General features: G+C 71.4%; 23 protein-coding genes. 15 read left to right on the top strand and 8 right to left on the bottom strand.

What is annotated here, in order from left to right; all coding sequences use genetic code 11:
• Nucleotides 1-217: 217 nt before the first annotated feature.
• The 5 genes from rpmH to ACEJ41_RS13145 all read left to right on the top strand — a co-directional run bounded on the left by rpmH (nucleotide 218) and on the right by ACEJ41_RS13145 (nucleotide 5,252).
• Nucleotides 218-358: a 50S ribosomal protein L34 gene (gene rpmH / locus ACEJ41_RS13165; protein ID WP_374012706.1), complete on the top strand. Its 141-nt coding sequence runs from the start codon at nucleotides 218-220 to the stop codon at nucleotides 356-358.
• A 62-nt stretch (nucleotides 359-420) separates the two neighbouring features.
• Entirely contained in the window at nucleotides 421-876 is a 456-nt protein-coding gene (gene rnpA, locus ACEJ41_RS13160) for a ribonuclease P protein component (protein ID WP_374012705.1), read from the top strand.
• Entirely contained in the window at nucleotides 873-2,591 is a 1,719-nt protein-coding gene (yidC, locus tag ACEJ41_RS13155) for a membrane protein insertase YidC (RefSeq protein ID WP_374012704.1), read from the top strand. The genes rnpA and yidC overlap by 4 nt, the downstream gene beginning before the upstream one ends.
• 190 nt (nucleotides 2,592-2,781) lie before the next feature.
• On the top strand, nucleotides 2,782-4,119 hold the full coding sequence (gene mnmE, locus ACEJ41_RS13150) for a tRNA uridine-5-carboxymethylaminomethyl(34) synthesis GTPase MnmE (protein ID WP_374012703.1): 1,338 nt from the start codon (nucleotides 2,782-2,784) through the stop codon (nucleotides 4,117-4,119).
• A gap of 131 nt (nucleotides 4,120-4,250) precedes the next feature.
• On the top strand, nucleotides 4,251-5,252 hold the full coding sequence (locus tag ACEJ41_RS13145) for an energy transducer TonB (protein WP_374012702.1): 1,002 nt from the start codon (nucleotides 4,251-4,253) through the stop codon (nucleotides 5,250-5,252).
• Nucleotides 5,253-5,481: 229 nt separating this feature from the next.
• On the opposite strand, the gene ACEJ41_RS13140 is transcribed toward ACEJ41_RS13145, so the two are convergent.
• From ACEJ41_RS13140 to ACEJ41_RS13115, 6 genes are all read right to left on the bottom strand, one after another.
• A complete protein-coding gene (locus ACEJ41_RS13140) occupies nucleotides 5,482-6,663 on the bottom strand; it encodes an ABC transporter permease (protein ID WP_374012701.1) in 1,182 nt (393 codons plus the stop codon).
• On the bottom strand, nucleotides 6,660-7,406 hold the full coding sequence (locus ACEJ41_RS13135) for an ATP-binding cassette domain-containing protein (RefSeq protein ID WP_374012700.1): 747 nt from the start codon (nucleotides 7,404-7,406) through the stop codon (nucleotides 6,660-6,662). The genes ACEJ41_RS13140 and ACEJ41_RS13135 overlap by 4 nt, the downstream gene beginning before the upstream one ends.
• Before the next feature lie 34 nt (nucleotides 7,407-7,440).
• Nucleotides 7,441-8,970, bottom strand: a complete 1,530-nt coding sequence (locus ACEJ41_RS13130) for an alpha/beta hydrolase (protein ID WP_374012699.1) — start codon at nucleotides 8,968-8,970, stop codon at nucleotides 7,441-7,443.
• A 23-nt stretch (nucleotides 8,971-8,993) separates the two neighbouring features.
• Nucleotides 8,994-9,191, bottom strand: a complete 198-nt coding sequence (locus ACEJ41_RS13125; RefSeq protein ID WP_374012698.1) for a helix-turn-helix transcriptional regulator — start codon at nucleotides 9,189-9,191, stop codon at nucleotides 8,994-8,996.
• Nucleotides 9,192-9,200: 9 nt separating this feature from the next.
• A complete protein-coding gene (locus tag ACEJ41_RS13120; RefSeq protein WP_374012697.1) occupies nucleotides 9,201-9,782 on the bottom strand; it encodes a hypothetical protein in 582 nt (193 codons plus the stop codon).
• Nucleotides 9,783-10,038: 256 nt separating this feature from the next.
• Nucleotides 10,039-10,863 carry an FAD-binding oxidoreductase gene (locus ACEJ41_RS13115; protein ID WP_374014156.1) on the bottom strand — a complete coding sequence of 275 codons (825 nt, stop codon included), beginning with the start codon at nucleotides 10,861-10,863 and terminating at the stop codon, nucleotides 10,039-10,041.
• A 66-nt stretch (nucleotides 10,864-10,929) separates the two neighbouring features.
• Here ACEJ41_RS13115 and ACEJ41_RS13110 point away from each other — a divergent pair, with 66 nt between their 5' ends.
• The 4 genes from ACEJ41_RS13110 to panE all read left to right on the top strand — a co-directional run bounded on the left by ACEJ41_RS13110 (nucleotide 10,930) and on the right by panE (nucleotide 14,493).
• On the top strand, nucleotides 10,930-11,607 hold the full coding sequence (locus ACEJ41_RS13110) for a hypothetical protein (RefSeq protein ID WP_374012696.1): 678 nt from the start codon (nucleotides 10,930-10,932) through the stop codon (nucleotides 11,605-11,607).
• A 164-nt stretch (nucleotides 11,608-11,771) separates the two neighbouring features.
• Complete coding sequence (locus ACEJ41_RS13105) at nucleotides 11,772-12,728, top strand: ABC transporter ATP-binding protein (protein ID WP_374012695.1); 957 nt, start codon at nucleotides 11,772-11,774, stop codon at nucleotides 12,726-12,728.
• A complete protein-coding gene (locus ACEJ41_RS13100) occupies nucleotides 12,725-13,543 on the top strand; it encodes an ABC transporter permease (RefSeq protein ID WP_374012694.1) in 819 nt (272 codons plus the stop codon). Before ACEJ41_RS13105 ends, ACEJ41_RS13100 begins: the two co-directional genes overlap by 4 nt.
• The gene (panE, locus tag ACEJ41_RS13095) at nucleotides 13,540-14,493 is read left to right on the top strand and encodes a 2-dehydropantoate 2-reductase (RefSeq protein ID WP_374012693.1); all 954 of its coding nucleotides are present in this window, start codon (nucleotides 13,540-13,542) and stop codon (nucleotides 14,491-14,493) included. Before ACEJ41_RS13100 ends, panE begins: the two co-directional genes overlap by 4 nt.
• A 103-nt stretch (nucleotides 14,494-14,596) precedes the next feature.
• Here the strand turns inward: panE and ACEJ41_RS13090 are convergent, their stop codons facing one another.
• Entirely contained in the window at nucleotides 14,597-15,595 is a 999-nt protein-coding gene (locus ACEJ41_RS13090) for a hypothetical protein (protein WP_374012691.1), read from the bottom strand.
• A gap of 237 nt (nucleotides 15,596-15,832) precedes the next feature.
• Here ACEJ41_RS13090 and ACEJ41_RS13085 point away from each other — a divergent pair, with 237 nt between their 5' ends.
• The 4 genes from ACEJ41_RS13085 to ACEJ41_RS13070 all read left to right on the top strand — a co-directional run bounded on the left by ACEJ41_RS13085 (nucleotide 15,833) and on the right by ACEJ41_RS13070 (nucleotide 20,761).
• On the top strand, nucleotides 15,833-16,372 hold the full coding sequence (locus ACEJ41_RS13085; protein WP_374012690.1) for an ECF-type sigma factor: 540 nt from the start codon (nucleotides 15,833-15,835) through the stop codon (nucleotides 16,370-16,372).
• Nucleotides 16,373-16,377: 5 nt separating this feature from the next.
• Nucleotides 16,378-19,179 carry a tetratricopeptide repeat protein gene (locus ACEJ41_RS13080; RefSeq protein WP_374012689.1) on the top strand — a complete coding sequence of 934 codons (2,802 nt, stop codon included), beginning with the start codon at nucleotides 16,378-16,380 and terminating at the stop codon, nucleotides 19,177-19,179.
• Between the two features lie 118 nt (nucleotides 19,180-19,297).
• A complete protein-coding gene (locus ACEJ41_RS13075; protein ID WP_374012688.1) occupies nucleotides 19,298-19,810 on the top strand; it encodes a hypothetical protein in 513 nt (170 codons plus the stop codon).
• Nucleotides 19,811-19,975: 165 nt separating this feature from the next.
• Nucleotides 19,976-20,761 (top strand): hypothetical protein, encoded by a 786-nt coding sequence (locus tag ACEJ41_RS13070; protein ID WP_374012687.1) that lies wholly within the window; start codon nucleotides 19,976-19,978, stop codon nucleotides 20,759-20,761.
• 76 nt (nucleotides 20,762-20,837) lie between these two features.
• Here the strand turns inward: ACEJ41_RS13070 and ACEJ41_RS13065 are convergent, their stop codons facing one another.
• On the bottom strand, nucleotides 20,838-21,650 hold the full coding sequence (locus ACEJ41_RS13065; protein WP_374012686.1) for a TatD family hydrolase: 813 nt from the start codon (nucleotides 21,648-21,650) through the stop codon (nucleotides 20,838-20,840).
• A gap of 106 nt (nucleotides 21,651-21,756) precedes the next feature.
• Between ACEJ41_RS13065 and ACEJ41_RS13060 the strand changes: the two genes are divergently transcribed.
• Together ACEJ41_RS13060 and ACEJ41_RS13055 are read left to right on the top strand one after the other, a co-directional pair.
• Nucleotides 21,757-22,323, top strand: a complete 567-nt coding sequence (locus ACEJ41_RS13060) for an ECF-type sigma factor (protein WP_374012685.1) — start codon at nucleotides 21,757-21,759, stop codon at nucleotides 22,321-22,323.
• Nucleotides 22,324-22,328: 5 nt separating this feature from the next.
• Entirely contained in the window at nucleotides 22,329-24,986 is a 2,658-nt protein-coding gene (locus tag ACEJ41_RS13055) for a protein kinase (RefSeq protein WP_374012684.1), read from the top strand.
• Nucleotides 24,987-25,064: the final 78 nt, after the last annotated feature.

Raw genomic sequence — 25,064 nt, 5'->3', positions numbered from 1 at the left:
CAGCACGGCCGAAACGTCGCCGGAAGGACCGCGGAAAGGGCAGGATCTGACGGGCCAGCCTACCACCGGACCTGGTGTTTCCCAAGATTCATCCACAGGCCATCCACAACCCCGGCGCCCGCACGGCGGTTCCCCGGGCGGGCGGTGGTTGACCTGGGCTTTGCCGGCTCCGTAGAATTGCCGGTTCTTTCGATCCCGAACCTTTCAGAGTGTCGCCATGGCCACCAAGCGCACGTACCAGCCCAGCAACCTCAAGCGCAAGCGCGACCACGGCTTCCGTGCACGGATGAAGACCGTCGGCGGCCGCAAGATCCTGGCGCGTCGCCGCGCCAAGGGCCGCAAGCGCCTCAGCGCCTGATCGCGCGCAGGCCCGTCCCCGCGCCCTGGCGCGGGCACATGGCCGCCGCGATGCCTGCAGCAATGACCACGGACCCGCGCGCGCGATTCCCTCGCAGCGCCCGGGTCCGTTCGCGTGTCGATTACACCCGCGTGTTCGAGGGTGGCCGCCGCTCCGGCGATCCGCTGCTCGGCCTGCACTGGCTGCCCGGCCCAGGCGCCGCCCGCCTGGGCCAGGCGGTCTCGCGCAAGGTTGACCAGCGCGCCGTCGGCCGCAACCGGATCAAGCGGATCCTGCGCGAAACCGTGCGCCGGCTGCGCCCGCAAATGGCTGGTGGCGACTACGTGGTGGTGGCTCGTCCCGCCGCCGCCCGCGCCAGCCACGCACAGATTGTCGATGCGCTGATGCGCCTGCTGCGCAAGGCCGGCGCATTGCCCGCACCGGGCGCCGACGGCACAATGCCCGCGGCCCCTGTGCCGACTTCCCCTTCCGATCCCATGCCGGATGCCTCCACCGGCCGAGCTTGCGTGCCCGAATGAACCAGACCCGCGTATTCCTGATCTTCGCCTGGCTGATGGTGGCGATGCTGCTGTGGATGGAGTGGAACAAGGAGAAGGCCGCCCCGCCGCCCGCTCCCGCGCCCGCCACGGCGGCCGCCGCGCAACTCGGCGCCGGCGCGGTGCCCGACGCCGTTCCGGCCGCTGCCGCGCCCGTGCCTGCCGATGCCGCCGTGCCGGTCCCCGTCGCCACTGCCGCTGCCGCCGCTGTCGAATCGGCGCCCGCTGCGGCCGATGCCGCCACGGTGACAGTGACCAGCGACGTACTGCGCCTGGTCCTGGATGGTGGCAGCGTGCTCCAGGCCGACCTGTTGCAGTTCCCCCAGAGCCGCCAGTCCGGCAGCGAGCCGGTGCGCCTGTTCAGTACCGCCGCGGACGACTTCTACGCAGCACAGAGCGGCTGGGTCAGCAGCACGGCGGCCGCGCCCAGGCACGTGAACGGGTTCACCCCGGTCGGGAGCGAACGCCAGTACGCCCTGGCCGAGGGCCAGGATGCGGTGGCGGTGCCATTCGTGTGGCAGGGCGCCGACGGCGTGCGCATCCTGCGCACCTATACCGTGCGTCGAGGCGCCTATGCGGTGGAAGTGCGCGACGAGATCGTCAACCAGGGCAGCAGCCCATGGCAGGGCCAGGTCTACCGCCAGCTGATCCGCACCCCGCCGCAGATCGAGCGTGGCTATACCCGGCCCGAATCGTTCAGCTTCAACGGCGCGGCCTGGTATGACGGCAGCTACCAGCGGCGCAAGTTCGACGAGGACTACCTGGAGGACGGCAAGGTCAACCAGCAGGTCAGCAGCGGCTGGGTGGCGATGCTGCAGCACCATTTCTTCACCGCCTGGATCCCGGAGGGCGGCAAGCCGTCGACCATCTCGCTGGACCAGCACGCCACCGGCGCCCTGGTGCGCGAGATGGGCGCGCCGGTGCAGGTGGCCCCGGGCGCCACCGCCGTCAGCAGCGCGCGCCTGTACGTGGGCCCGAAGCTGGTTTCGCAGATCCGCGCGCAGGACGTCCCCGGCCTGGAACGGGCGGTGGACTACAGCCAGTTCTCGATCCTGGCGATCCTGGGCGAGGGCCTGTTCTGGGTGCTCAACATGGTCTACGGCCTGGTCGGCAACTGGGGCTGGGCGATCATCGGCCTGGTGCTGATCATCAAGGCGCTGATGTATCCGCTGTCGGCGGCCCAGTACAAGAGCTTTGCCAAGATGCGCAAGTTCCAGCCGCGCATCCAGCAGCTCAAGGAGCGTTACGGCGACGACAAGCAGAAGTTCCAGGTCGCCATGATGGAGCTGTACAAGAAGGAAAAGATCAACCCGATGGGTGGCTGCCTGCCGATCCTGGTGCAGATGCCGGTGTTCCTGGCCCTGTACTGGGTGCTGGTGGAGTCGGTGGAGTTGCGGCATGCGCCGTGGGTGGGCTGGATCCAGGACCTGACCGCGCGCGACCCGTACTTCATCCTGCCGGTGATCAACGTGGTGGTGATGTGGTTCACCCAGAAGCTGCAGCCGGCGCCGGGCATGGACCCGATGCAGCAGAAGATGATGCAGTTCATGCCGGTCGCATTCGGCGTGATGATGGCCTTCTTCCCCGCCGGCCTGGTGCTGTACTGGGTGACCAACGGCGCCCTGGGCCTGCTGCAGCAGTGGTGGATGATGAAGCGCCACGGCGAACCGGCACCGAAGGCCACGCCGGCCAAGTAGGCCGCATCGCGCTGGACCGGACACGAAGCCCGCCACATGGCGGGCTTCGTGCATCCGGCGCCGCAAGAACCATCGCCGGGCATGAGCAGGATTCCGACCGCCGGGTCGGCACCCGGCGCCGAAGCAGTGCCGCAGCCTGCACGTGAACGGCTACGCTTGGTCACCGCCCCAGCGCCCAACTCCGTTGCCCATGGCCCACACCGATACCATCGCCGCCATCGCCACCGCACCCGGTGCCGGCGGCGTGGGCATCGTGCGCCTGTCGGGGCCGCGGGCACTGGATATCGCACGCGCCATCAGCGGCCGCGACCTGCAACCACGCCGCGCGTTGCGCGCCGGCTTCGCCGCCGCCGATGGCGAGCCGATCGATGACGGCATCGTCCTGGCCTTCCCCGCGCCGCACAGTTTCACCGGCGAGGACGTGGCAGAACTGCAGGCGCATGGCAGCCCGGTCGCGCTGCGCCGGCTGGTGGAGCGCTGCTGCGAACTGGGTGCGCGGCCTGCACGCCCGGGCGAGTTCAGCCAGCGCGCCTTCCTCAACGGCAAGCTCGACCTGGTCCAGGCCGAGGCCATCGCCGACCTGATCGCGGCGGCGGACCTGCGCGCCGCGCGCGCCGCCCGGCGTTCACTGGAGGGCGTGTTCTCGCAACGCATCGCCGCCATCGCCGAGGTCCTCCTGCGCCTGCGCGTCCACGTGGAAGCGGCGATCGACTTCGTCGACGAGCCCATCGACACCCTGGGCCTGCCGCAGGTGGCTGCCGAACTGGGCGGACTTCGCGCACGCCTGCTGACCCTGCTGCAACAGGCCGAGCGCGGCCGGCGCCTGCGCGACGGCCTGCATGCAGTGCTGCTGGGCCCGCCCAATGCCGGCAAGAGTTCGCTGCTCAACGCACTGGCCGGCGACGCCCGCGCGATCGTGGCCGACGTGGCCGGGACCACCCGCGACGTGCTGCGCGAGACCGTGCGCATCGACGGCCTGGAGCTGGTCCTGGCCGATACCGCCGGCCTGCGCGAGGGCGGCGATGCGATCGAGCGCGAGGGCATGCGTCGCGCGCGCGCCGAACTGGAGCGTGCCGACCTGGCCCTGCTGGTGGTCGATGCACGCGATCCCCGGGCCGGTCGCGCCGCCCTTGCCGACGCAGCGGCCGCGGTCCCATTGCGGCTGTGGATCCACAACAAGGCCGACCTGCTGGCCGAACCGCCACCACCGGTGGACGACACCTTGCATGTCTCGGCGTTGACCGGTGCCGGGCTGGAGGCCCTGCATGTCGCGCTGCGGCGCATGGCTGCATCCGGCGCGCCAGACGCGGCGGAGGGTGAATTCAGCGCCCGGGCCCGCCAGGTCGAGGGCCTGCGCCAGACCCTGGGGCATGCCGATGCGGCTGCGGCCGAGCTGGGCAACGCCCGCCTGGAGCTGGCCGCCGAGGAGTTGCGCCTGGCCCATGATGCCCTTGGCGACATCATCGGCAGGGTCAGTGCCGACCAGATGCTTGGCCACATCTTCTCCAGCTTCTGCATCGGCAAATAGCGCGGCGGCCCGGCGTGGCGCCGGGGAACGGATGGGTTGTCGGCTCGCGCCTGCCGGTTGACAATCCGGGTCCAATGGCGCGAGCTAAGGACAGGTCGCGGCACCACAGGTTTTGTCACGGGGGAAACACAATGCTCTGGATGACGGATTCGTCGAAGTCGCGGTTGGCCGCGTGCCTGCTGCTGGCGCTGATGCTGGGCGCCTGCTCCAAGAAGGAGGAGGCCACACCGGCCGCAGCCACCCCCGCACCGGCACAGGGCACGCCGGCCGCCGCACAGGACGCGCCCGCCGCGCCGGCCGTGGCCGCCAACGTGCAGGCAATGAGTGCCGACCAGTTGCGCGAGGCCGCCACCGCGGCGCTGCGCGAGAACCGCATGTACGCTCCGGCCGGCGACAACGCCATGGAGTTCTACCTGGCCCTGCGCGACAAGCTGCCTGACGACCCGTCGGTCAACAGCGCACTGACCGACCTGATGCCGTACACGGTCATCGCCACCGAGCAGGCCGTGGGCCGCGAGCAGTTCGCCGAGGCCCAGCGCCTGGTCGCGCTGATCGAGAAGGCCGATCCCACCGCACCGGCGTTGCCACGGATCAAGCAGAGCATCGGCACCTCGCAGCAGGCGGTGGCCCAGCGCAGTGAAGCCGAGGCCGCGCGTGCGCGCACCGAGGCCGAGACGCGCACCCAGGCCGAGCAGCAGCGGCAGGTCGAGCAGCAGGCGGCCGAAGCCGAGGCTGCGCGGCGCCTGGCCGAGCAGCAGGAAGCCGCGCGGCTGGAGGCCGAACGCGAGGAGGCCGAACGCCAGGAAGCCGCCCGCCGTGCCGCCCAGGCCCCGGCCGAGCAGCAGGCTCCGCGTCCTGCCGCACCGCCGCCGCCGCAGCGCACCCTGCGTGCGGTCAGCATGCCGCAGCCGCGCTATCCGGCCGAAGCGTTGCGCGCTGGCGTGGCCGGCGAAGTGCTGGTGGAGTTCACGGTGGAGCGGGACGGCAGCGTAAGCGACGTGCGGGTGCTGCGTTCCAGTCCGCCGCGCACCTTCGACCGCGAGGCGCTCACTGCGGTGCGCCGCTGGCGGTTCGAGCCGGGCGACACCGCGATCACCACCCGACGTACCCTGGCTTTCACCCCGAGCGAGTGAGCCGGGGCCGCAGCAAGGAAAAAGCCCGGCGATGCCGGGCTTTTTTTCTGGTTCTTCTCCCAGGAGCGGGGGCCTCCCGCCAGCACACCACACGCCAAATCGCACCAAGCCTGGCTGGCGGCTGGACGCCTCCCGTAGGAGCCGGCCTTGCCGGCGACCGCGACCCGGGACATGCAGGCTGGTCGCCGGCAAGACCGGCTCCTACAGGCGACTGCCGGGTCGATCCCGGTCAGGTCGAGATGGCCAGCCGTTCCTGCCGGTAGCGCAGCACCGCCGCCAGCCACAGGGCTGCGGCCAGGCCCAGGCTGCAGCCCAGGTACAGGGCCCACGCCTGCACGCCCACGGCCTCGCTGCGGATCACCCGCAGCAGCAGCTGGTTCTGGGCCAGGAACGGCACCGCGTACTGCCACAGCTGGGTCTTCACCGGGTTGACCATCAGGATGATGGTCGGGACCATCGGCATCAGCATCAGCCAGGACATGTGGCTCTGCGCTTCCTTCAGGCTCTTGGCCGCCGCGGCCAGGAAGGTCAGCAGGGTGGTGCCCAGCAACAGCATCGGCAGCAGCACGAACAGCATCTTGCCGGTCGCCAGCAGCGACACGTCCAGGTGCCTGGCGATGCCGGTGGACAGCTGCGCACTGAGCTTGAGCGCCAGCAGCGCCAGCAGCATCGACACCAGGCCCAGCACGCAGGCCGCGGCGATCTTGCCGCTGACGATTGCGCCACGCGCGGCCGGGGTGGCCAGCAGCGGCTCCAGCGATTGCCGCTCGCGCTCGCCGGCGGTGGCGTCCAGCACCACCGGGGCGCCGCCCAGGAACGCGGTGAGGATCAGGAAGTAGGGCAGCATGATCGACAGCACCAGCCCGCGCTTGGCCTCGGGCGTGGCCACGTCGCGCACGCCGGTGCCCACCGGCTGGGCCACCGCCGGATCGATGCCGCGGGCCAGCAGCCGCAGCGCGGAGACCTGGCCGCTGTAGGCCGCCAGTGCGTTGGCCAGGCGCTGGCGCGGGATTTCCGCATCGCGCTGGCTGGTGTCCAGCACCACTTCCACCAGGGCCGGGCGCCCGGCATGCCAGTCGGCGGCGAAGTCCTCGCTGATGTGCAGGCCCACGTCCACCCGCTGCTCGCGCAGGGCCACGTCCAGGTCGGCGGGCGCGGGCACGGCGTGGATGCCGCGGGTGGCCAGGTAGGAGACCAGGTTGGGTGCGCGCTCCAGGCCCACGGTGGGGACTTCCAGGACCTGTTCGGTCTGGATCCGGGTGCGTTTTTCCATCAGCACGCCCATGCCCAGGATGATCGCCGGGAACAGCAGCGGGCCCAGCAGCATGACCAGGGCCAGGGTGCGCCGGTCGCGGCCGATGTCGCGCAGCTCCTTGCCCATCACGATCCACATCGTCGCCAGGGGATTCATGCGTGCAGGCCCTCCTCCGAGCCGATTGCGTGGACGAAGGCGTCCTCCAGGGAATCGCGCCCGGTCTGGACCCGCAGTTCATCGGCCGTGCCGGCCGCCACCACCCGCCCCTTGGCGATGATGACGATGCGGTCACACAGCGCAGCCACCTCCTGCATGATGTGGCTGGAGAAGATCACGCAACGGCCTTCGGCGCGCAGCCCGAGCAGGAACTGGCGCATGGCGCGGGTGGTCATCACGTCCAGGCCGTTGGTCGGCTCGTCCAGGATCACGTTGCGCGGGTCGTGCACCAGTGCGCGCGCGATCGCGGTCTTGGTGCGCTGGCCCTGGGAAAAGCCTTCGGTCTGGCGATCCAGGATCCCGTCCATGTCCAGCGCCGAGGACAGCGCGGCGATGCGCTCGGCCGTGCGTGCCGCCGACAGCCCGTGCAGGCGCGCGAAGTAGGCGATGTTCTCGCGCGCGGTCAGGCGCTTGTACACACCGCGCGCGTCGGGCAGCACGCCCAGCGCGCGGCGCACCGCCACCGGGTCGCGGGCCGGATCGATGCCGTCGACCTCGATGTGCCCGGCGTCGGGCTGCATCAGGGTGTAGAGCATGCGCAGGGTGGTGGTCTTGCCGGCGCCATTGGGGCCGAGCAGGCCGGTGATCTGGCCATCGGCCGCCTCGAAGCCGACCCCGGCCACCGCATCGACGATGCCGGTGCGGGTCTTGAAGCGCTTGTGCAGGTCGTGTGCGCGGATCATCGTCCGGCTCCTTGCATGATCGGGTGAGGGCGCATCAGGGTTCCCATCCGTTGAACGAGGTAAAGGGCGGCACGTAGCTGAAGCTGTCCAGGCAGCCGGCATCGAGCGCGGCCGCGTCGGTGGATTCCAGGAACTGGCCAAGCAGGCGCGGCATGCAGCCGCGGGCCAGCGCGCCGTGGCCCTGGCCGCGCAGCACCAGGTGGCGGCCATTGGGCAGGCCCTGCAGCACCTGTTCGGCGTAGCGCGGCGGGGTCACCGGGTCCAGCTCGCCGGACAGCAGCAGCGCCGGCACGTCCGACTCCAGCGGCGCGGTGAAGTCGGCGGGGCGCTCGCCGTGCGGCCAGTGCGCACAGGCGGCGAAGAACATCCGTGCCACCTCCGGGCCGAGCAGGGTGTCGCGGTCGCTATCGCGCTCGCGGTGGCGGTCCGCGTCCTCGGCGCAGATCACCGACCACTGCATGCCGCGGGTGATGCCGCCCACGGTCCCGCGCTTCATCAGCTCGTACAGCGACATCAGCGGCGCGTAGCGGCCCGCGGCGGCCTCGTCCAGCACCAGCGGCAGCAGCGCGGCGGTCTCCGGCATGTAAGAGAACAGGAATGCCAGGCCGATGACGGTGTCCGCATCGACCGTGCCCTGGAGCACCTGAGCACTGGCCGGGTCGCGGTACTCCACCTGCACCGGGGCCGCCTCCAGGCGTGCGACCAGTGTGGCCAGTTGCGCACGCGCATCCTGCGGGAAGCGCTCGGCGCAGGTTGGCAGGTCCCGGCACCGGGCCGACTGCAGCTTCAGCGCGTCCTCGAAGGTGTGCGCGAACTCGCCCCCGACCACCAGGTCGTTCGGTGCAACTCCATCCAGCACCAGGCTGCGCACGTGCGCCGGATGGCGCCGCGCGTACTGCTGGGCGACCCGGGTGCCGTAGGACACGCCGACCAGGTCCAGCCGTTCGGCACCGATCGCCTGGCGCACCGCGTCCAGGTCGGCCACCGCGTCGGTGGTGGTGTAGAAGCGCGTGTCGGCGCGATCGGCCAGTGCCGTCACGCAGCCGCGCACCAGCGCCGCGATCGCCGCCTCGTCGTGCTGCACGGCGTCGTCGGGCAGGCTGCAGTCCAGCGGGTTGGAGCCGCCGGTGCCGCGCTGGTCCACCAGTACCACGTGGCGTTGCCGGCGTACCTGGGCGAACGCCGGGTCCACCTGCGGCCAGACCTCCAGGGCCGACTGGCCGGGGCCGCCGGCCAGGAAGAACACCGGCGCCTCGGCGGCCATGTCGTCCTCGGCCGGCAGCCAGGCCAGGCTCAGCCGCAACTGGCGGCCGTCCGGCGCGTTGCGGTCCTCCGGCACCTCCAGGTGCGAGCACTGCGCGGCCACGTTGCCGGCCACGCCGGTCAGGGTGCAGGGTTCGAACGCCAGGCTGCCGTAATGGCGCAGTGCCGAGGCGGTGGATGACGTGGCGGCGGGCGGGGCGTCGCCACCCCCGCAGGCCGGGAGCAGGGCGGCCAGCAGGGCGGCCAGGGAAAGGCGGAGCGTGCCGGGATTCATCGGGAGATGGTCCTTCGCAAGGGTCATGGCGGTTGGTGCGGTGCCGGCGGTCAGGGGCCGTCCGGGATGAAGATGTCCTCGATCCGCAGCTCGAACAGGCGGGCGATGCGGAACGCCAGCGGCAGGCTGGGATCGTACTTGCCGGTCTCCAGCGCGTTCACCGTCTGCCGGGACACGTCGAGCTGCTCGGCCAGCTCGCCCTGTGACCAGCCGCGACCATCGCGCAATTGGCGCAGGCGATTGTTCATGGCCGCGTGTCACCGGTATCGCAGGGCGATGCGGAACTTGGCCAGCCCATAGCTCAGGCACATCAGCGGAAACACCCAGATCATCACCGCGTCCGCGGGCAGCTCGATGACGTCGGCAGCCTGCAGCAGGCCACCGGACAGGTACAGCAGGGCCAGCAGCGCGCTGCCCAGGCTCACCGCCTCCAGTTCGATCCGTTGCTGCAGTTCGTCCACGCCGCGGAAATAGCGGACCATGGCGGCCACCGCCAGGGCGATGGGCGCCACCGGCAACAGCGCCAGCACCGCGCGCAGCGCCGTACCCTCGACCTGCTTGAGCAGGGTGAACGAAAGTACCAGCAGCACCGCATAGGCGGTCATGGTCGCGGCCAGTTCACGCACATAGCGGCGGCGGATGGCCGGCGGCGAGGATTCGCCGGCGGGCGGCTCCCAGCACAACAGCGCGACCACGCCCAGGGCCAGGCCGCCGATGACCAGGACCACCTCCTGGGTGCGGGACAGCAGGCCCGGGAACAGCTCGGGCAGGCCGATGGCCGCCGCCAGGCACAGCGCCATGGCGGTGGTCAGCAGCAGATAGATGCGGCGCCTGCTCATGCCGCCACTCCGGCCGTGACCGGTTGCCCGGCCAAAGGGGCGGTCGCGCCGGAGGCGGCTTGCGGACCGGGATGGGCCCGGCCCGGCAACGCAGGAAGCGGGGTGCGGCGAGATGTGGTCATCGGCACGGGTCTGTCAAGCAAGCTTGACACCCACTGTGCAGCACCCGGTCCGGGCGTGTCAAGCTCCCTTTACACCCTGGCCAGGCTGGTGGTCTTCCGCGGGCGACCCTGGTGCCGGCCTGCGCCGGCCCGGCTCAATGCCCGGCAATGGGCTGGGTGACGTACTTCTCGCGACGGATCTGGGCCAGGCCGAGGCGATGGCCCTTCAGCGCCTCGACGGTGGCATCCACCATTACCGGGTTGCCGCACAGGTAGGCGATGTCGGTGACCGGGTCCGGTGCGAGCTCGGCCAGTTGCTGCTGCACGTAGCCACGGCGCACGTCGGGATGTGCATGCGGCGCGCCGGCTGCCGGCAGCTCGCGCGACAGGCTGGGGATGTAGCGGAAGCGCGGGTGCGCGTTGGCGAAGGCGCGGAACTCCTCGCCGTACAGCAGCTCGCCGGGCGAACGCGCGCCGGCCAGCAGCACCACCTCGATCCCGCGCTCGTCCATCTGCTGGGCCAGTACCGGCAGCATTGCGCGGTACGGCGCCACCCCGGTGCCGGTGCCGATCAGCAGATAGCGGCGGTTGCGGTCGCCGGGCATCAGGCAGAAGCGGCCGTAGGGGCCGCTGGCCTCGACCCGGTCGCCGATGCCCATGCCCTCGAACAGCGCGGTTGCCGCGCCGCCGGGCACGTGTCCGACGGCGATCTCCACCGCTTCGCCCGGACCCAGCGCGCGGTCGTGCAGCGTGGCCAGCGAATAGCTGCGCCGCGCCGGGGTGCCATCGGCATAGTCGAAGTGGATCTGGATGAACTGGCCGGGAACGAAATCCAGCGGCTGGCCATCGTCACGTTCAAGCACGTAGTGACCGACCGAGGGCGCCAGCATGCGGCGGTCAACGAGGCGAAGCGGAAACGGAACGATGGCCAAGGCGGAAGAGCGGACCGGTGGGGTACCTATACTAGCCCCTCGCTGCAGGGCACGCGGCCGGGCATGGACGCCGCGCCGGGCACCCCCATCGATGCAGGGAGGACTGGAGACACGATGAGTACAGGCAACGACGCAAACACGCCACTGTTCGGTGGCGGCGCACACGGCTACCGCTTCGACACCTACGTGGCCGCGATGACCCGGCAGATGCTGGAGGAGCTGCTGGCCAGGCGCGATGAAATCCCGCAACCCGTCCGCAAGCTGCACTGGACCGGCCACCAGGGGTACAACGAGCTGATGTACCTGGCGATCAATGGGCAGGAGTGGCCGGACGACTTCGGCGTCGAGACCAGCATCCCCGCCAACTGCGAATGGCCGGAGGAGGACAAGGTCATGCTCCGGTTCCTGCGCGTGCATGGCGAGCGGATCGAGACGGAGTCCGAAGAGGGCGGGGACGACGATTCCCGGGACGAGGACGAGGAAAAGGTCGAGAAATACGAGCAGATCGAGAACTTCGAGTGGAGTGACCGCTTCGAGCTGCCGGCGTGCGCCCTGATCCACGAGCAGCTGCTCGGACTGCAGTGGCTGGCCGACGAACTCCGGCGCGCAGGCATCCAGGTCAGCGACGACTGCAAGGTGGTGGTCGGCTGCGAGGACAACGAGTGGGAGGACTTCGGCGACACGGTGCTGGAGAACTTCGCCGGGCTGCCCGAAGCATGGCATGACGATGTCGCCGCCATGTTCTACGAGAGCCCGCAGCGGCAGGCCTGGCTCAAGGGCGGAGCCGGCTGAGAACGCCACCCGCCTGCGGCGGATGTCCCCGACGTCGCAGGCGCCCGCGTGCCGGGCCGGGAAGCGGCACGGATCCGGAACGGTGAAGCCCGGGCGTGGGCCAGTGGGCCGCCTATACTGGTTGCTTGCCGCGAGGCACGCGGCCAGGCACCAAGACGATCCCGATGACCACCCATCCCGATGCGGTCCCCCGCGCTCCCGCGCTGCGGATCCGCGACCTCCACAAGACCTACGGCAACGGCGTGCAGGCGCTCAAGGGCGTTTCGCTGGACGTCGCGCCGGGCGATTTCTTCGCCCTGCTCGGCCCCAACGGCGCCGGCAAGTCGACCCTGATCGGCATCGTCAGCTCGCTGGTCAACCTCAGCGGCGGCGGCGTGGAGGTGTTCGGCATCGACCTGGCCGCGCGGCGCGGTGACGCCATGCGCCAGATCGGCCTGGTGCCGCAGGAGATCAACTTCAACATGTTCGAGCAGCCGCTCGACATCCTGGTCAACTACGCCGGCTTCTACGGCATCCCCCGCGCGCAGGCCGAGCAACGCGCCGAGGCCGAGCTGCGCCGCGCGCACCTGTGGGACAAGGCGCGGATGATGAGCCGCACCCTGTCCGGCGGGATGAAGCGCAGGCTGATGATCGCGCGGGCGATGATGACCGCGCCGCGCCTGCTGATCCTGGACGAGCCCACCGCCGGCGTGGACATCGAGATCCGCCGCGACATGTGGCGGGTGCTGCGCGAGATCAACGCCGCCGGCACCACCATCATCCTCACCACGCACTATCTGGAGGAAGCCGAGTCGCTGTGCCGCAACCTGGCCATCATCGACCACGGCACCATCGTCGAGCAGGGGCCGATGCGCGCGCTGCTGGCCAAGCTGGACGTGGAAGGTTTCCTGTTCGACATCGACGGCACCCTGCCGGCCACCTTGCCGGCCATCGCCAACGCCACCCTGGCCGCGCGCGACGACCACACCCTGGAACTGGACATGCCACGGGCGATGAACCTCAACGGCGTGTTCGACGTGCTGGATGCCGCCGGCATCCGGGTGCGCTCGATGCGCACCAAGAGCAACCGCCTGGAAGAACTGTTCGTGCGCCTGACCGGGCAACCGGGGGAAGCCGCATGAAGCACGACGTGCAGTCTTCCGCCGCAGCCCCGGCCGACTCCACCACCGCGGCGCGCCACTGGATCGCGCTGGTCACCATCATGCGCCGCGAGGTGTTCCGGATCCTGCGCATCTGGTCGCAGACGCTGGTGCCGCCGGCCATCACCATGACCCTGTACTTCCTGATCTTCGGCGGCCTGATCGGTTCGCGGATCGGCGACATGGGCGGTTACAGCTACATGGAGTTCATCGTCCCCGGGCTGGTGATGATGAGCGTGATCCAGAACAGCTACGGCAACATCTCGTCCTCGTTCTTCGGTGCCAAGTTCGGACGCCACGTGGAGGAGTTGCTGGTCAGCCCGATGCCCAACTGGGTGATCCTGTGGGGCTACGTGGCCGGCGCGGTGCTGCGCGGGGTGATGGTCGGGGTGATCGTGCTGGGCATCGCCATGTGCTTCACCACGGTGCGCATCCCGCATCCGCTGGTGACCCTGAGCACGGTATTGCTGGGTGCGGTGATCTTCTCGCTGGCCGGCTTCATCAACGCGGTGTTCGCCAGGAAGTTCGACGACGTGGCGATCGTGCCGACCTTCATCCTGACCCCGCTGACCTACCTGGGCGGCGTGTTCTATTCGGTGAAGCTGCTGCCGGGCTGGGCCGAGGCGGCCACCCACGCCAACCCGATCTTCTACATGGTCAACGCGTTCCGCTACGGCCTGCTGGGCACCACCGACGTGCCGCTGTGGGTGGCCTATGCGCTGATGCTGTGCTTCGTCGCGGTGCTGTCCACGCTGTCGCTGTGGCTGCTGCGTCGCGGCGTCGGCCTGCGCAGTTGAACGCGGCGCCGCGCATCCTGGTGCTGGGCGCCGGCGGCACCGGCGGCTACTTCGGCGGGCGCCTGGTCCAGGCCGGTGCCGATGTCACCTTCCTGGTACGCCCGGCACGGGCAGCGCTGCTGGCCAGCCACGGCCTGCGCATCAGCAGCCCGCTGGGCGATGCCCAGCTGCAGGTGGCCACGGTCACCGCCGATGCACTGCCGGCGCTGGCTGCGGCGCGGCCGTTCGAGCTGGTGATGCTGACCTGCAAGGCCTACGACCTGGACAGCGCGGTCACGGCGATCACTCCGGCGGTGGGCGCCGACACCACGGTGCTGCCGATCCTCAACGGCCTGCTGCATTACGACGCGCTCGACGCACGCTTCGGCCGCGAACGGGTGCTGGGCGGGCTGTGCTTCATCGGTGCCGCGCTCGGCGCGGATGGCGAGATCCTGCACCTGGGGCGGCCGGCGTCGATCACCTTCGGCCTGCGCGACGGCAATGTCGACGGCGGCGTGCTGGCACGGCTGGCGGCTGCGTATGCGCAGGCCGGGGTCGATCACCTGCATGCGCCGGACATCACCGCCGCGCAGTGGATCAAATTCAGCTTCCTGGCCGCGCTGGCGGCCGGCACCTGCCTGATGCGTGCCAGCATCGGCGCGATCGTCGCCACCGAAGGCGGTGCGCAGTTCATGGCCGCCCTGCACCAGGAGTGCCTTGCGGTCGCCGCCGCCGAGGGCCATCCGGTGCCCGACGCCGAGGCGGCGCGCGCACGCGAAGGACTCACCCGCGCCGGCTCGCCGGTCACCGCGTCGATGCTGCGCGACCTGCGCGCCGGGCAACCGGTGGAGGCGTTGCAGATCGTGGGCGACATGGTTCACCGCGCGCACCGCGCCGGGCTGGACGTGCCGCGGCTGGACGCGGCCTGGGCGCACCTGCAGGCCTACGCGGCAGCGCGCGCCACCGCCTGAACCGGGCCGGCGCCGTCCCGGCGCCCGCCGATGGCAATGCCAGGAACAACCGTCCCCGGGCGCGCCTGCGGATGTGCAGCCTGCACATCCGCAGGCGCGGTGCTCAGCGGGTTCCGCGCAGGGTCACGTAGGTGGTGCTCCACTGGATCGGGTCGTCGGTGTTGTTGTCCTGGAAGAACACCTCAGCGTTGCCGCCGGTGTTCAGGCCCAGGCCCAGCAGGTGGTGGTCGCTGTTGTTGAAGGTGAATTCGAAGCCCTGCAACGCGTCCACCCGGTCCGCCGGCGCGCTGCCGCGGCGCGCGCGGGTTCCGGCCAGTGCGCCCTTGGCCGACACCATCGCATTGGGGATCCAGGCGTACTGCACGGTTACCCGGTAGCCGCGGTACTTGCCGGACATCCGGGCGATGCCGCGGCTGGTTGCCCGGGTGCCGGCGCTCACGGTGCCAACTTCCAGCAGGCCCGGCAGCGGCACCAGTGTGCTGGCCGCCATCGCGCCGAGGCTGGCTTCCAGGCCCCGGAAGTCCAGGCCCTGGTCGTCGATCAGGGATACCCGGGCGACATTGCGTTCCGGGTCCAGCCACACGCCGATGTTGCGCAGGTTGGCGTCGGTGCCGTCGCTGCGGCGGAACTCGAACCCGGACAGCACCAGGGTCGAGTTGGCTTGCGCGCGCCCGGGCAATGGAATCTCGAACTTGCCGCCGCCATCGGCGCTGACCTGTTGCACCTTGATGCCCGGCAACGAGGTTAGGCGGGCGCTGGCATTGAACGGGTCGTCGCCATTGCTGTCGGCCAGGGCAAAGCGCACGAAGCGCTCCTCCCCCAGCACCCCGATCCGGCGCAGCTTGTGGTCGCCGTTGCCGAAGCGCAGGTTGAAGCCGGCCAGGGCCCAGCCACCGGACAACGGCCGGTCCAGGGCGGCCGGGCCGTTGTCGCGCAGGCCGTCGATCCGGGCCTGGTGCAGCTGCAGCGCCTCCAGCGGCACCGGTGAAAGCAGCGGCTGGATCTTGAGCGGCGGAGTGTGCAGCCGGGAGGCGCTGGCCGGGATGGCGGCCAGGCCAAGCAGGACAGCGACGGGCAGGAGGACGCGCAACGACATGTGCATGGCAGGATTTCCGCGGAGTGGTCATCCAGGCATCCGCAAACCGCGGCCTGCAACTGCCACCCGCACGGCGGCAGCCGGCTGCCGTGATCTGCGGATACCTGTGCGCAGTCCCCGTCGTGGTGGCCAGTCATGCAAGCGATGTCGGCACTTCGCCCGCTCCCGGCCAGCGCCTGCGCAGGCGCGGGAATCCGGCTACCCTGTGGCCCCGGCCTGTGTCCGGGCAAGGTGTGGTCGCTCATGGAGAACGAGATCACGCAACTGCTGGCACGGGTGCGCGCGGGTGAACCTGCGTGCCTGTCTGAGGTATTCCAGCGCCTTTACCCGCAGCTTCGGCAGATCGCCGCCGCGCGCCTGCGCGCCGGCGAGCGCACCCTCACCCCGACCGTGCTGGTCCACGAGCTGTACCTGCGCGCGACCAACGGCGAGCCGCTCAGCGGCAGCGACCGCCGCCACTTCTTCACCACCGCCGCCAAGGCGATGCGCTGGATCGTGGTCGACCATGCGCGGCGCAAGGCCGCGTGCAAGCGTGGTGGCGACCTGGTCGAGGTGACCCTGACCGAATCCCTGGCGCAGGTGCCCGCCGCACAGATGCTGGACCTGCATGAAGGCCTGGAGGCACTGGCGGGGGTCGCCCCGCAGCAACGCGATATCGTCGAGCTGCACTACTTCGGCGGGCTGGAGTTTGCCGAAGTGGCGACCCTGCTGGAGATTTCCGAGCGCACCGTCTACCGCCAGTGGCAGCGCGCACGTGCATTTCTCCACGCGCAGCTGGAGTGAACGGAATGGATCCCCGCGAACGCGAGATCTGGCAGGCCGCCGATGCCATCCTCGATGAGCTGCTGGACCTGCCGCAGGACCAGCACGAGCCACGGCTGCAGGCGCTGTGCAGTGACCCGGAGGTCAGTGCGCGGGTGCGCCGGTTGCTGGCGGGCAGCGCCCGCAGCGGCCCGCTGGACCATCCGCTGGCCCCGCAGCTGGCGGCCAGCGAATACGACCATGGCGCGCTGCAAGGCCGCCAGCTCGGGCGCTGGCAGTTGCAGGACTGGATCGGCGAAGGCGGCATGGCCGTGGTCTGGCGTGCCACCTCCACCGTGCCTCCGCTGGGCCAGCAGGCGGCGGTCAAGATCCTCAGCCTGGGTGCGATGGCACGCGGCGGTCGCGAGCGCTTCCTGCGCGAACAGTCGGTGCTGGCGGGCCTGCGCCATCCCTATATCGCGCCCCTGTACGAGGCCGGCGTGGCCGAGGACGGCACCCCGTGGCTGGCGATGGCGCTGGTGGACGGGCAGCGCATCGACCACTGGTGCAACGCGCGCGCGCTGGGCCTGCACGCACGCCTGGACCTGATCGAACAGGTGGCCGATGCCCTGGCCCACGCGCACCGCAACCTGGTCGTGCATCGCGACATCAAGCCATCCAACGTGATGGTGGACGAGGATGGCCTGGTGCGCCTGCTGGACTTCGGCATCGGCCGCGAACTGTCGGCGGCCGCGCCCACCCGCACCGGGCTGCATGCGCTGACGCCCGAATATGCCGCCCCGGAACAGATCGACGGTCGCGACTCCGGCACCGCCGCCGATGTGTATGGCCTGGCCGCGCTCACCTATCGGCTGCTGGCCGGCAGCGCCCCGCACAGCCACGCCGGCGCCGGCGGCCATGACCTGGAGGCGCCTTCGGTGCGTGCGGCACGGGCGCCGGCTGGAACCCCGGAACGCGGCTTCGCCACCCGCCTGCGCGGGGACCTGGACGCGATCCTGCAACGTGCGCTGGCGCGCGATCCGGCCGACCGCTATCCGGGTGTCGAGGCGTTCGTCGCCGACCTGCGCCGTCATCGCAGCCGGCGTCCGGTGCAGGCACGGGCGCCGAGCGCCGGCTACCGGTTACGCCGCTTCGTGCAGCGCAACCGGCTGCCGCTGGCCGCCGCCACGGTGCTGGCTGCATCGCTGCTGGCCGGTGGGCTAGGCGTACTGTGGCAGGCACAGCGCGCCAACCAGGCAGCGCAGGAAGCGCGCCTGCAACTGCGCTACCTGGAATCCCTGCTGCGCGAGCTGGCTCCATCCACCGCCGAGGCGCGAGCGATGGATCGTGGACGCCTGATCCAGTCTGCCGCCGCGCACGCGCGCAGCGACCTTGCCAGCCGCCCCGGCGTGCTTGCCACCGTATTGCTGACCCTTTCCGACATCGCCCAGGCGGCCGGCGTCCATGACCAGTCGGCAAGCCTGGCGGCCGAGGCCGGCACCCTGCGCGGTGCGCTGCATGGCGAAGACAGCCCGGAGTACGCCGACACCCTGGTGGCACGCGGCCGCGCGCTGTGGTTCCACCAGGCTGGCACGGACGCGCAGCTGCTGGCCGGCCGTGCGCTGGACATCTACCAGCGCCACGCGCCGGACTCGGAAGGCCATGTCCGTGCATTGCTGTTGCAGCAAGCCATCGATGGCACCCTGGACCGCGTCGACCACGCCAGCGCCAGCATCGAGTACACCCTGGGCTGGTGCCGGGCACGCAACCAGCAGCCGTTCGAACTGTGCAACCAGGTGCTGTTCACTGCGGCCTCGTTCCAGGACCGCCTCGGCCAGGTGCGCCAGAGCGAGCCCCTGTACGCGCAGCTGGTCGCCTTGCGTGGCGCGCACTACGGCGTGGACCACGCCCACACCCTGAACGTGCGTACCCGCCATGCCCGCGCAGTGCTGCGGCTGGGCGACGCTGCACGCGCGGCGCAGTTGCTGGAACCGGTGCTGGCCGCGCAGGAAAGCATCTACGACCGCGACACGCCGGAACTGGATGCCAGCCGCGGTGCGCTGGCCGATGCGTTGACCGTGCTCGGCGAATTCGCCCGTGCCCGCGAACTGTACGAGGCGCAGCTGGCCGGGCTGGTGGATGCGCGCGGCGGCAACCATCCGGAAGTCGCCACCTACCTGGGCAACTTCGGCGTGTTCCTGTTCAAGGCCGGCGACTTCGAAGGTGCCGTCGCACGCCTGGCCGAATGCGCGGCCGCGTCTGCGGCCCTGGGTGGCCCCGACCACGCCGGCGTGCACATCTGCAACGGCAACCGGGCCGACGTGCTGCGCCTGATGGGGCGCGCGGCACAGGCCGAGCCACTCAGCCGCGCCGCGCTGGAAGGCCTGCGCGAGGCCATGGGCGACGACTCGCCCCTGCTGGCGGCGCGCTACAGCAACCTGGCCCGGATCCTGGTGGCGCTGGACCGGGAGGCGGAGGCGTTGCCGCTGTTCGCCCGCGCCCGCCAGCTCTACCAGGCGCAGGACAACCCGGCTGCGTGGTTGATCCGCCTGCAGGAGCTGGAAGCACTGGTGCGCAGTGCGGAACGCTCGCCGGCCCAGGCCTGGGTGGAAGCCATGCACGCCCGCTCGCAACTGGAGGCGGTCGTGCCCGCGGGCCACGGGCACCGGGTCCTGGCATTGATACCGCTGGTGCGCCTGGCCTGCGCGGTGCCTGCCCAGCCGGCCTGTGCTGCGTTGCGTGACGAGGCGCTGGCCGGCATGGCGCGGCCGACGACGTCAGCCGACGTCCGGCAACAGATCGCCGCCAGCCTGGAGGCAACGGCTGCACCGGCGCTGGCCGGCCCCTGACTGCACCCTGACAGGCTGTCGCGCCCCGCACGCGATGCTGGCAGTCGGCGCACCGTTGCTGCGGATGTAACGGGGAGAGCGGCGTCACCCGATGCCGTAGCCAGTCCAGGAGCAAGCCATGCAGCACATCCGCGCCCTCATCACCGTCGCCGCGCTGGCCGCGCTATTCCCGGCACCGGCATCGGCCATGGACCCGTGCCTGGTCGGCACCTGGGAGCCGGAAGGCAATGGCGCGGCCGAGTGGGTCCAGCGCCAGGCGCCGGGCATGAAGATGGCGGTCAGCCGCCAGGCCGCATCCCTGCACCTTGGGGCCGATGGGCGCTACCGCCTGCATGCCCAGGTGCAGGCCGCCGGTGAACGCGATGGCATCCGCGCCCGCAGTGATGGCCGCTTCGCGGCGCAGGGTGGCTGGCGCAGCGCCGACGGCAGCCTCACCCTGACCCCGTCCAGTTCCGATACCGACGCCACTACCGAGCTGTCCGGCAAGGGTGGCCGGGTGTCGCTCAAGACCCCGCGGGGTGACACGCGCCCGACGACCCAGCAGTACCGCTGCCGCGGCAGCGAGCTGGAGACGCGCATGCAGATTCCTGGCGTCACTGACCCGATCATCCAGCGCTATCGTCGCCAGTGAACATCTCCACCACCGCGCAGCCGGGCCACACGTGCAGCCTGCGCCGCCGCGCGAGGCGAGCGTCCGGATTCCGGCGTGCGTGGCCTGGCCGCAGCACGTCCGCAGCGCGCCCACCCCGGGCGCTCCGTTAAACTCGCCCGTTCCTGAAACACTGGAGGATGCAGGATGCAAGCCAAGAAACTCGCCTTGATGCTCGGCCTGTCGGTCACCGTGCTGGCCGCGTGCGGCAAGCAGTCCGACGCGCCCGCGCCGGAACCGCAGGCCGCCACGGTTGCCGATCCCGACCCGGCCTTGCCGGACGCCGCTTCGCAGGCTCCCGCGGCCACGCTGGAATCCGCACCGGAATCGGCACCGGTCGAAACGGCAGCGGCGACGACCGATGCCGCATCCGCAGACCCTGCAGCAGCGCCCGGCGCCGCGGACACCGACGGCGCTGCCGCGCCCGCCGCGGGCTTCGACATCGGCGCCATCGCGACCAGCGCGGTGGACCTGCCCGCGTGGCCCTATGCGGTGCTGCCGGAGGGCTACCGCTACTCGGCGGGGACCAACCTCGACCGGCGCACGCGTGACCTGGCGCGGGTCCCGGTGTGGACCGGCAGCGAGCTGCTGTGGGTGGAAGGCAAGGTCTTCGAGGACAGCATCCGCACCGCCGACGGCAAGACCTGGTCGCGCTACGAAGTATCCAAGCTGGTGCGCGACCAGCTGCAGGCCCTGGGTGCCGTGCAGCTTGCCGACCGCAGCGTGGACAAGGCCACCTACGAAGCCAGCCAGAAGGAGCTGGACCAGTTCCGCCGCGAGTTCACCCACGTGCGTGACGCCTACTGGTACGGCCGCGACGTGGATACCTTCGTCATCCGCCGCGCCGACAGCGCGATCTGGATCGTGCTGCAGGTGGGCAACGGCAGCGGTGCGGTGCTGGTGGCCGAAGGCCCGGCGCCGGCGGCGCAGTAAGCCGGCAGGCCGCGCCGCATCCGGCCACGTCCGCGTCCGCGGCGTGGCCGCCGCCTTCCGATGCCGCGGGCGTTGCTCAGCGCGGTGCAGGCAGGCCGAAGAATGCGCGCGTGGCCGCGGTGGCGTTGGCCGCGGTGGTGGCTGGATCCTCGCCGCGGTCGCGCGCCAGCTCCTCGACGATATGCGGCAGGAACGCCGGCTCGTTGCGCCGGTCCTTGGGCATCGGCCGCAGCGTGCGCGGCAGCAGGTAGGGCGCGTCGGTCTCGACCATCAGCCGGTTCGCGGGAATGTTCTTCACGATCTCACGCAGGTGCGCGCCGCGGCGCTCGTCGCACAGCCAGCCGGTGATGCCGATGTGCCAGTCGCGGTCCAGGCAGTCGAACATTTCCGCGCGCGTGCCGGTGAAGCAATGCACCACCGCCGGCCCGTGGCGGCCGTCGAAGTTGCGCATCACCGCCATGAAGTCCGCATGCGCGTCGCGCTGGTGCAGGAACAGTGGTTTGGGCGTGCCGGCGGCAGCCAGGTCGGCGGCAATCTGCAACTGCCGCTCGAAGGCCCGGCGCTGGGCCGGCCGCGGGCTGAAATCGCGGAAGTAGTCCAGGCCGCATTCGCCCACCGCCACCACTTCCGGATGCACATGCAGCGCGCGCATCTGCGCGTCGCATTCGTCGGTGTACTCCACTGCGTGGTGCGGATGCACGCCGGCGGTGGCAAACAGCACGCCCGGATGCGCCTGCGCCAGGGCCAACGCCTGCGGCGAATGTTCGCGGCTGGCGCCGGTGACCACCATCTGCGCCACGCCTGCGGCCGCAGCGCGTGCCAGCACGGCGTCACGGTCGTGGTCGAAGCTGTCATGGGTGAGGTTGGCGCCGATATCGATCAGGTGCACGGAATACTTGCCGGGGCTGCGGACGGAGGAGGGCCGGGCGTGCCGGCCATGCCGGCCGGTGCGGCGCGGAGTAGTATACGAACGGGGACGATCCGGAACGGTCGGCATGGGCGTGGAAGCGGAACCGGAGATCACGCGGCTGCTGCGGCAGGCCGAAGGCGGCGATGCCGGATCGCTGTCGGCCGTGTTCGAGGCGCTGTATCCGGAGCTGCGGCGCATCGCGATGGCGCGTGCCCATGCCGGCGACCACACCTGTTCGCCCACCGTGCTGGTGCACGAGGCCTATCTGCGGCTGACCGCGGGCGCGCCGCTGTCGCTGACCAGCCGCAAGCATTTCTTCGCCACCGCGGCCAAGGCCATGCGCTGGATCGTGGTCGACCAGGCGCGCCGGCGTGGCGCCGGCAAGCGCGGCGGCGACCAGGTCCAGGTCACGCTCAGCGCGTGCCTGGCCGCCGAAGCCGACGACGGCGAACTGCTGGCCCTGCACGACGGCCTCGACCTGCTCGACCGGATCAGCCCGCGCCGCCGCGAGATCGTCGAGATGCGCTACTTCATCGGCCTTGAGTTCACCGAAGTGGCCGAACTGCTGGGCTGCGGGGAAAGCACCGCCAAGCGCGAATGGGCGCAGGCGCGTGCATTCCTGCACAGCGTGCTGGCCGACGCGGACGACTGAACCCGGTGGACGAAGCGCGACAGGCGTTGTGGCAGCAGGCCGATGCGATCTTCGGCCAGCTGCTGGAGCTGGCGCCCGACCGGCGCGAGGCGGCGCTGGCGGCGCTGGCCATCGAACCCGGCCTGCGCGCGCGCGTGCGGCGCCTGCTTGCCGCCTACGACGAAGGCGAAGGCCCGCTCGACCACCCCGAGGCGCTGCCGCTGCCGGCCGCGGCGCCCAACGCACTGGCCGGGCGGCGGCTCGGGCGCTGGCGGCTGGAGGACGAGATCGGCCGCGGCGGCATGTCGGTGGTCTACCGCGCGCACGCGGTCGAAGGCCCGGAAGGGCAGGACGCGGCGGTCAAGGTGCTCACCCTGGGCGCGCTGGCCGAGGGCGGGCGCGAGCGTTTCCTGCGCGAACAGCAGGCGCTGCTGCGCCTGCGCCATCCCTGCATCGTCGACCTGTACGACGCCGGCATCGCCGAGGACGGCACCCCGTGGCTGGCGATGGCGCGGGTGCGCGGCGAGCGCATCGACGCCTGGTGCAGCGCGCGCCGGCTCGACGTGCACGGTCGCGTGGCCCTGGTGCTGCAGGTCTGCGACGCGGTCGCCGGCGCCCATCGCAGCCTGGTGATCCACCGCGACATCAAGCCCTCGAACGTCCTGGTCGACGGCGACGGCTATCCGCGGCTGCTGGATTTCGGCATCGCCCGCCTGGCCGACGTCGAGGACGGGGCGGAGCCACGCACCAGCACCGCGCTGCGCGCGCTCACCCCCGAATATGCCGCGCCCGAGCAGTTCGCTGGCGAACGCGCCACCACCGCCATGGACGTCTACGGCCTGGGCGCGCTGCTGTACCGGCTGCTGACCGGCGTGCCGCCGCGCCGCAGCGGCGCGGGTGCGGGCGAGCCGACGCTGGCGCCGTCGAAGGCGCTGTCGCGGCTCGGCGAGGACGCCGTGGCCGGGGCCCCGGAGCGGCGCTGGAGCCGGCACCTGCGCGGCGACCTCGACACCATCGTGATGAAGGCGCTGGCGGTCGATCCGCGCCAGCGCTACCCCGACGTGGTCGGCCTGATGGACGATCTGCGGCGCTGGCAGCAGCGGCGGCCGATCCGCGCGCGCGCGCCGGGCGCGTGGTATCGCGCCGGCCGGTTCGTGGCCCGCAACCGCTTCGCCACCGCCGCCAGCGCGGTGCTGGTGCTGGCGGTGGCCGGCGGTGTCGCGGCCACGCTGTGGCAGGCAGAACGCGCGCGCCGCGAGGCCGAGCGTGCGGTCGCGGTCAAGGAGTTCCTGGTCGGGATCCTCGAGTCGGGCGACCCGGCGCACACCGGCGGCCGCGATCCGCCGGCCTCCGAGCTGCTGCGCGAGGGCGCGGCGCGGATCTCCACCGAGCTGGCCGACCGGCCGGCGCTGCGCGCCGAACTGCTGCTGGTGATCGGTCGCAGCCAGCTGTCGCGGGCGATGCTGGCCGACGCCGCGCGCACCCTCGACCAGGCGCTGGCCCTGTTCGACACCGGTGCCCTGGCCGACCCGCCGCTGCAGGCCGACATCCTCTCCCAGCGCGCGATGGTCGCCTACGAACAGGGTCGGCACGAGGCTTCTGTGCAGCTGCTGGAGCGCGCCGTGGCCTTGCTCGACGCCAGCCCCGGCGCCGATCCGGCGCGGTCCGAGCGCATCCGCGTGCAGCTGGCCGACATGCTGGTGGTGAACGGGCGCAGCGAGGAGGCGATCGCGATCGCCGGCGCGGTGGTCGAACGGATGCGCCGGGACGGGTCGGCGGATCAGGCGCACCTGGGCTATGCCCTGCGCATGCTGGGCGCGGCCACCAACGCCGCGGGCCGGCCGGACGAAGCCATCGACTGGCTCGAACAGGCCGTGGCCAGCGAGCGCGACGAGGTGGCCCTGGCCGCGGTCGAGAACGACCTGGGCATTGCCTACCACGACGCCGGCCGCATCGACGACGCCGAGCGCACCTTCGCCAAGGCTTTCGCCCTGCAGGAGCGCATCTACGGCGCCGCGCATCCGACCACCATGGCCACCGCCGGCAACGTCGCCACCATCCACCTGCAGCAGGGGCGGGCGCAGGCTGCGGCCGACGAGTTCGCCCGACTCGACCGCCTCTACCGCGAGCGCTTCGGCGACCGCCCGCATCCGGACACCGTGCAGAACCTGGGTTGGCAGGCGCTGGCGCACTACCGCGCCGGCGACACCGACGCCGCGGGCGAGGCGGCCGAGTCGGCCTGGCGCATGGACCGGGGGCTGGCGTCCGCGGAGAGCCCCGGCGTGGCCTGGGTGCCGATGCTGGCCGGCCTGCTGAGGTTCGAGCGCGGCCAGCCGGACCCGGATGGCCTGCTGCTGCAGGGCGAGCTGCCCTGCGACGCCCTCGACCGGCAGCGCTCGCTGGCGCGCTGGACCTGCATCGCGCGGGCCTGGCGCGCGGCCGCCGCAGCGGGCGCCGCCTGCACGGTGCCCGGCGCCGAACCGCCACCCGACGCGGCCGTGCTCGAACCGGTCGAACGGCGCTGGTGGGCGGCATGGTGGGCGCTGCAGGCGCGCTGCGGCAACGATGCGTCCGCGGCGGCCAGCGCCGGGGCGCAGTTCGCCTCGCTGCAGGGCAACGGGTCGCCGTTCCCGCCCTGGCTGGCCGCGGCGCTGCCGCCGCCGGAGCCGTCCCCCGCACCCTGACAGCGGTGGTCGCCGCCCCCGGGTGAGACGAATCCGGCCCGGTTTCCGAATGCTCCAGTGAACGCCGCGATAGGCGCG

The sequence above is a fragment of the Pseudoxanthomonas koreensis genome (genome assembly GCF_041890415.1).
Classification (GTDB): Bacteria; Pseudomonadota; Gammaproteobacteria; order Xanthomonadales; family Xanthomonadaceae; genus Pseudoxanthomonas; species Pseudoxanthomonas koreensis_A.
Note: the sequence above shows the minus strand (reverse complement) of the source record. Positions and strands in the feature narration are given on the sequence as shown.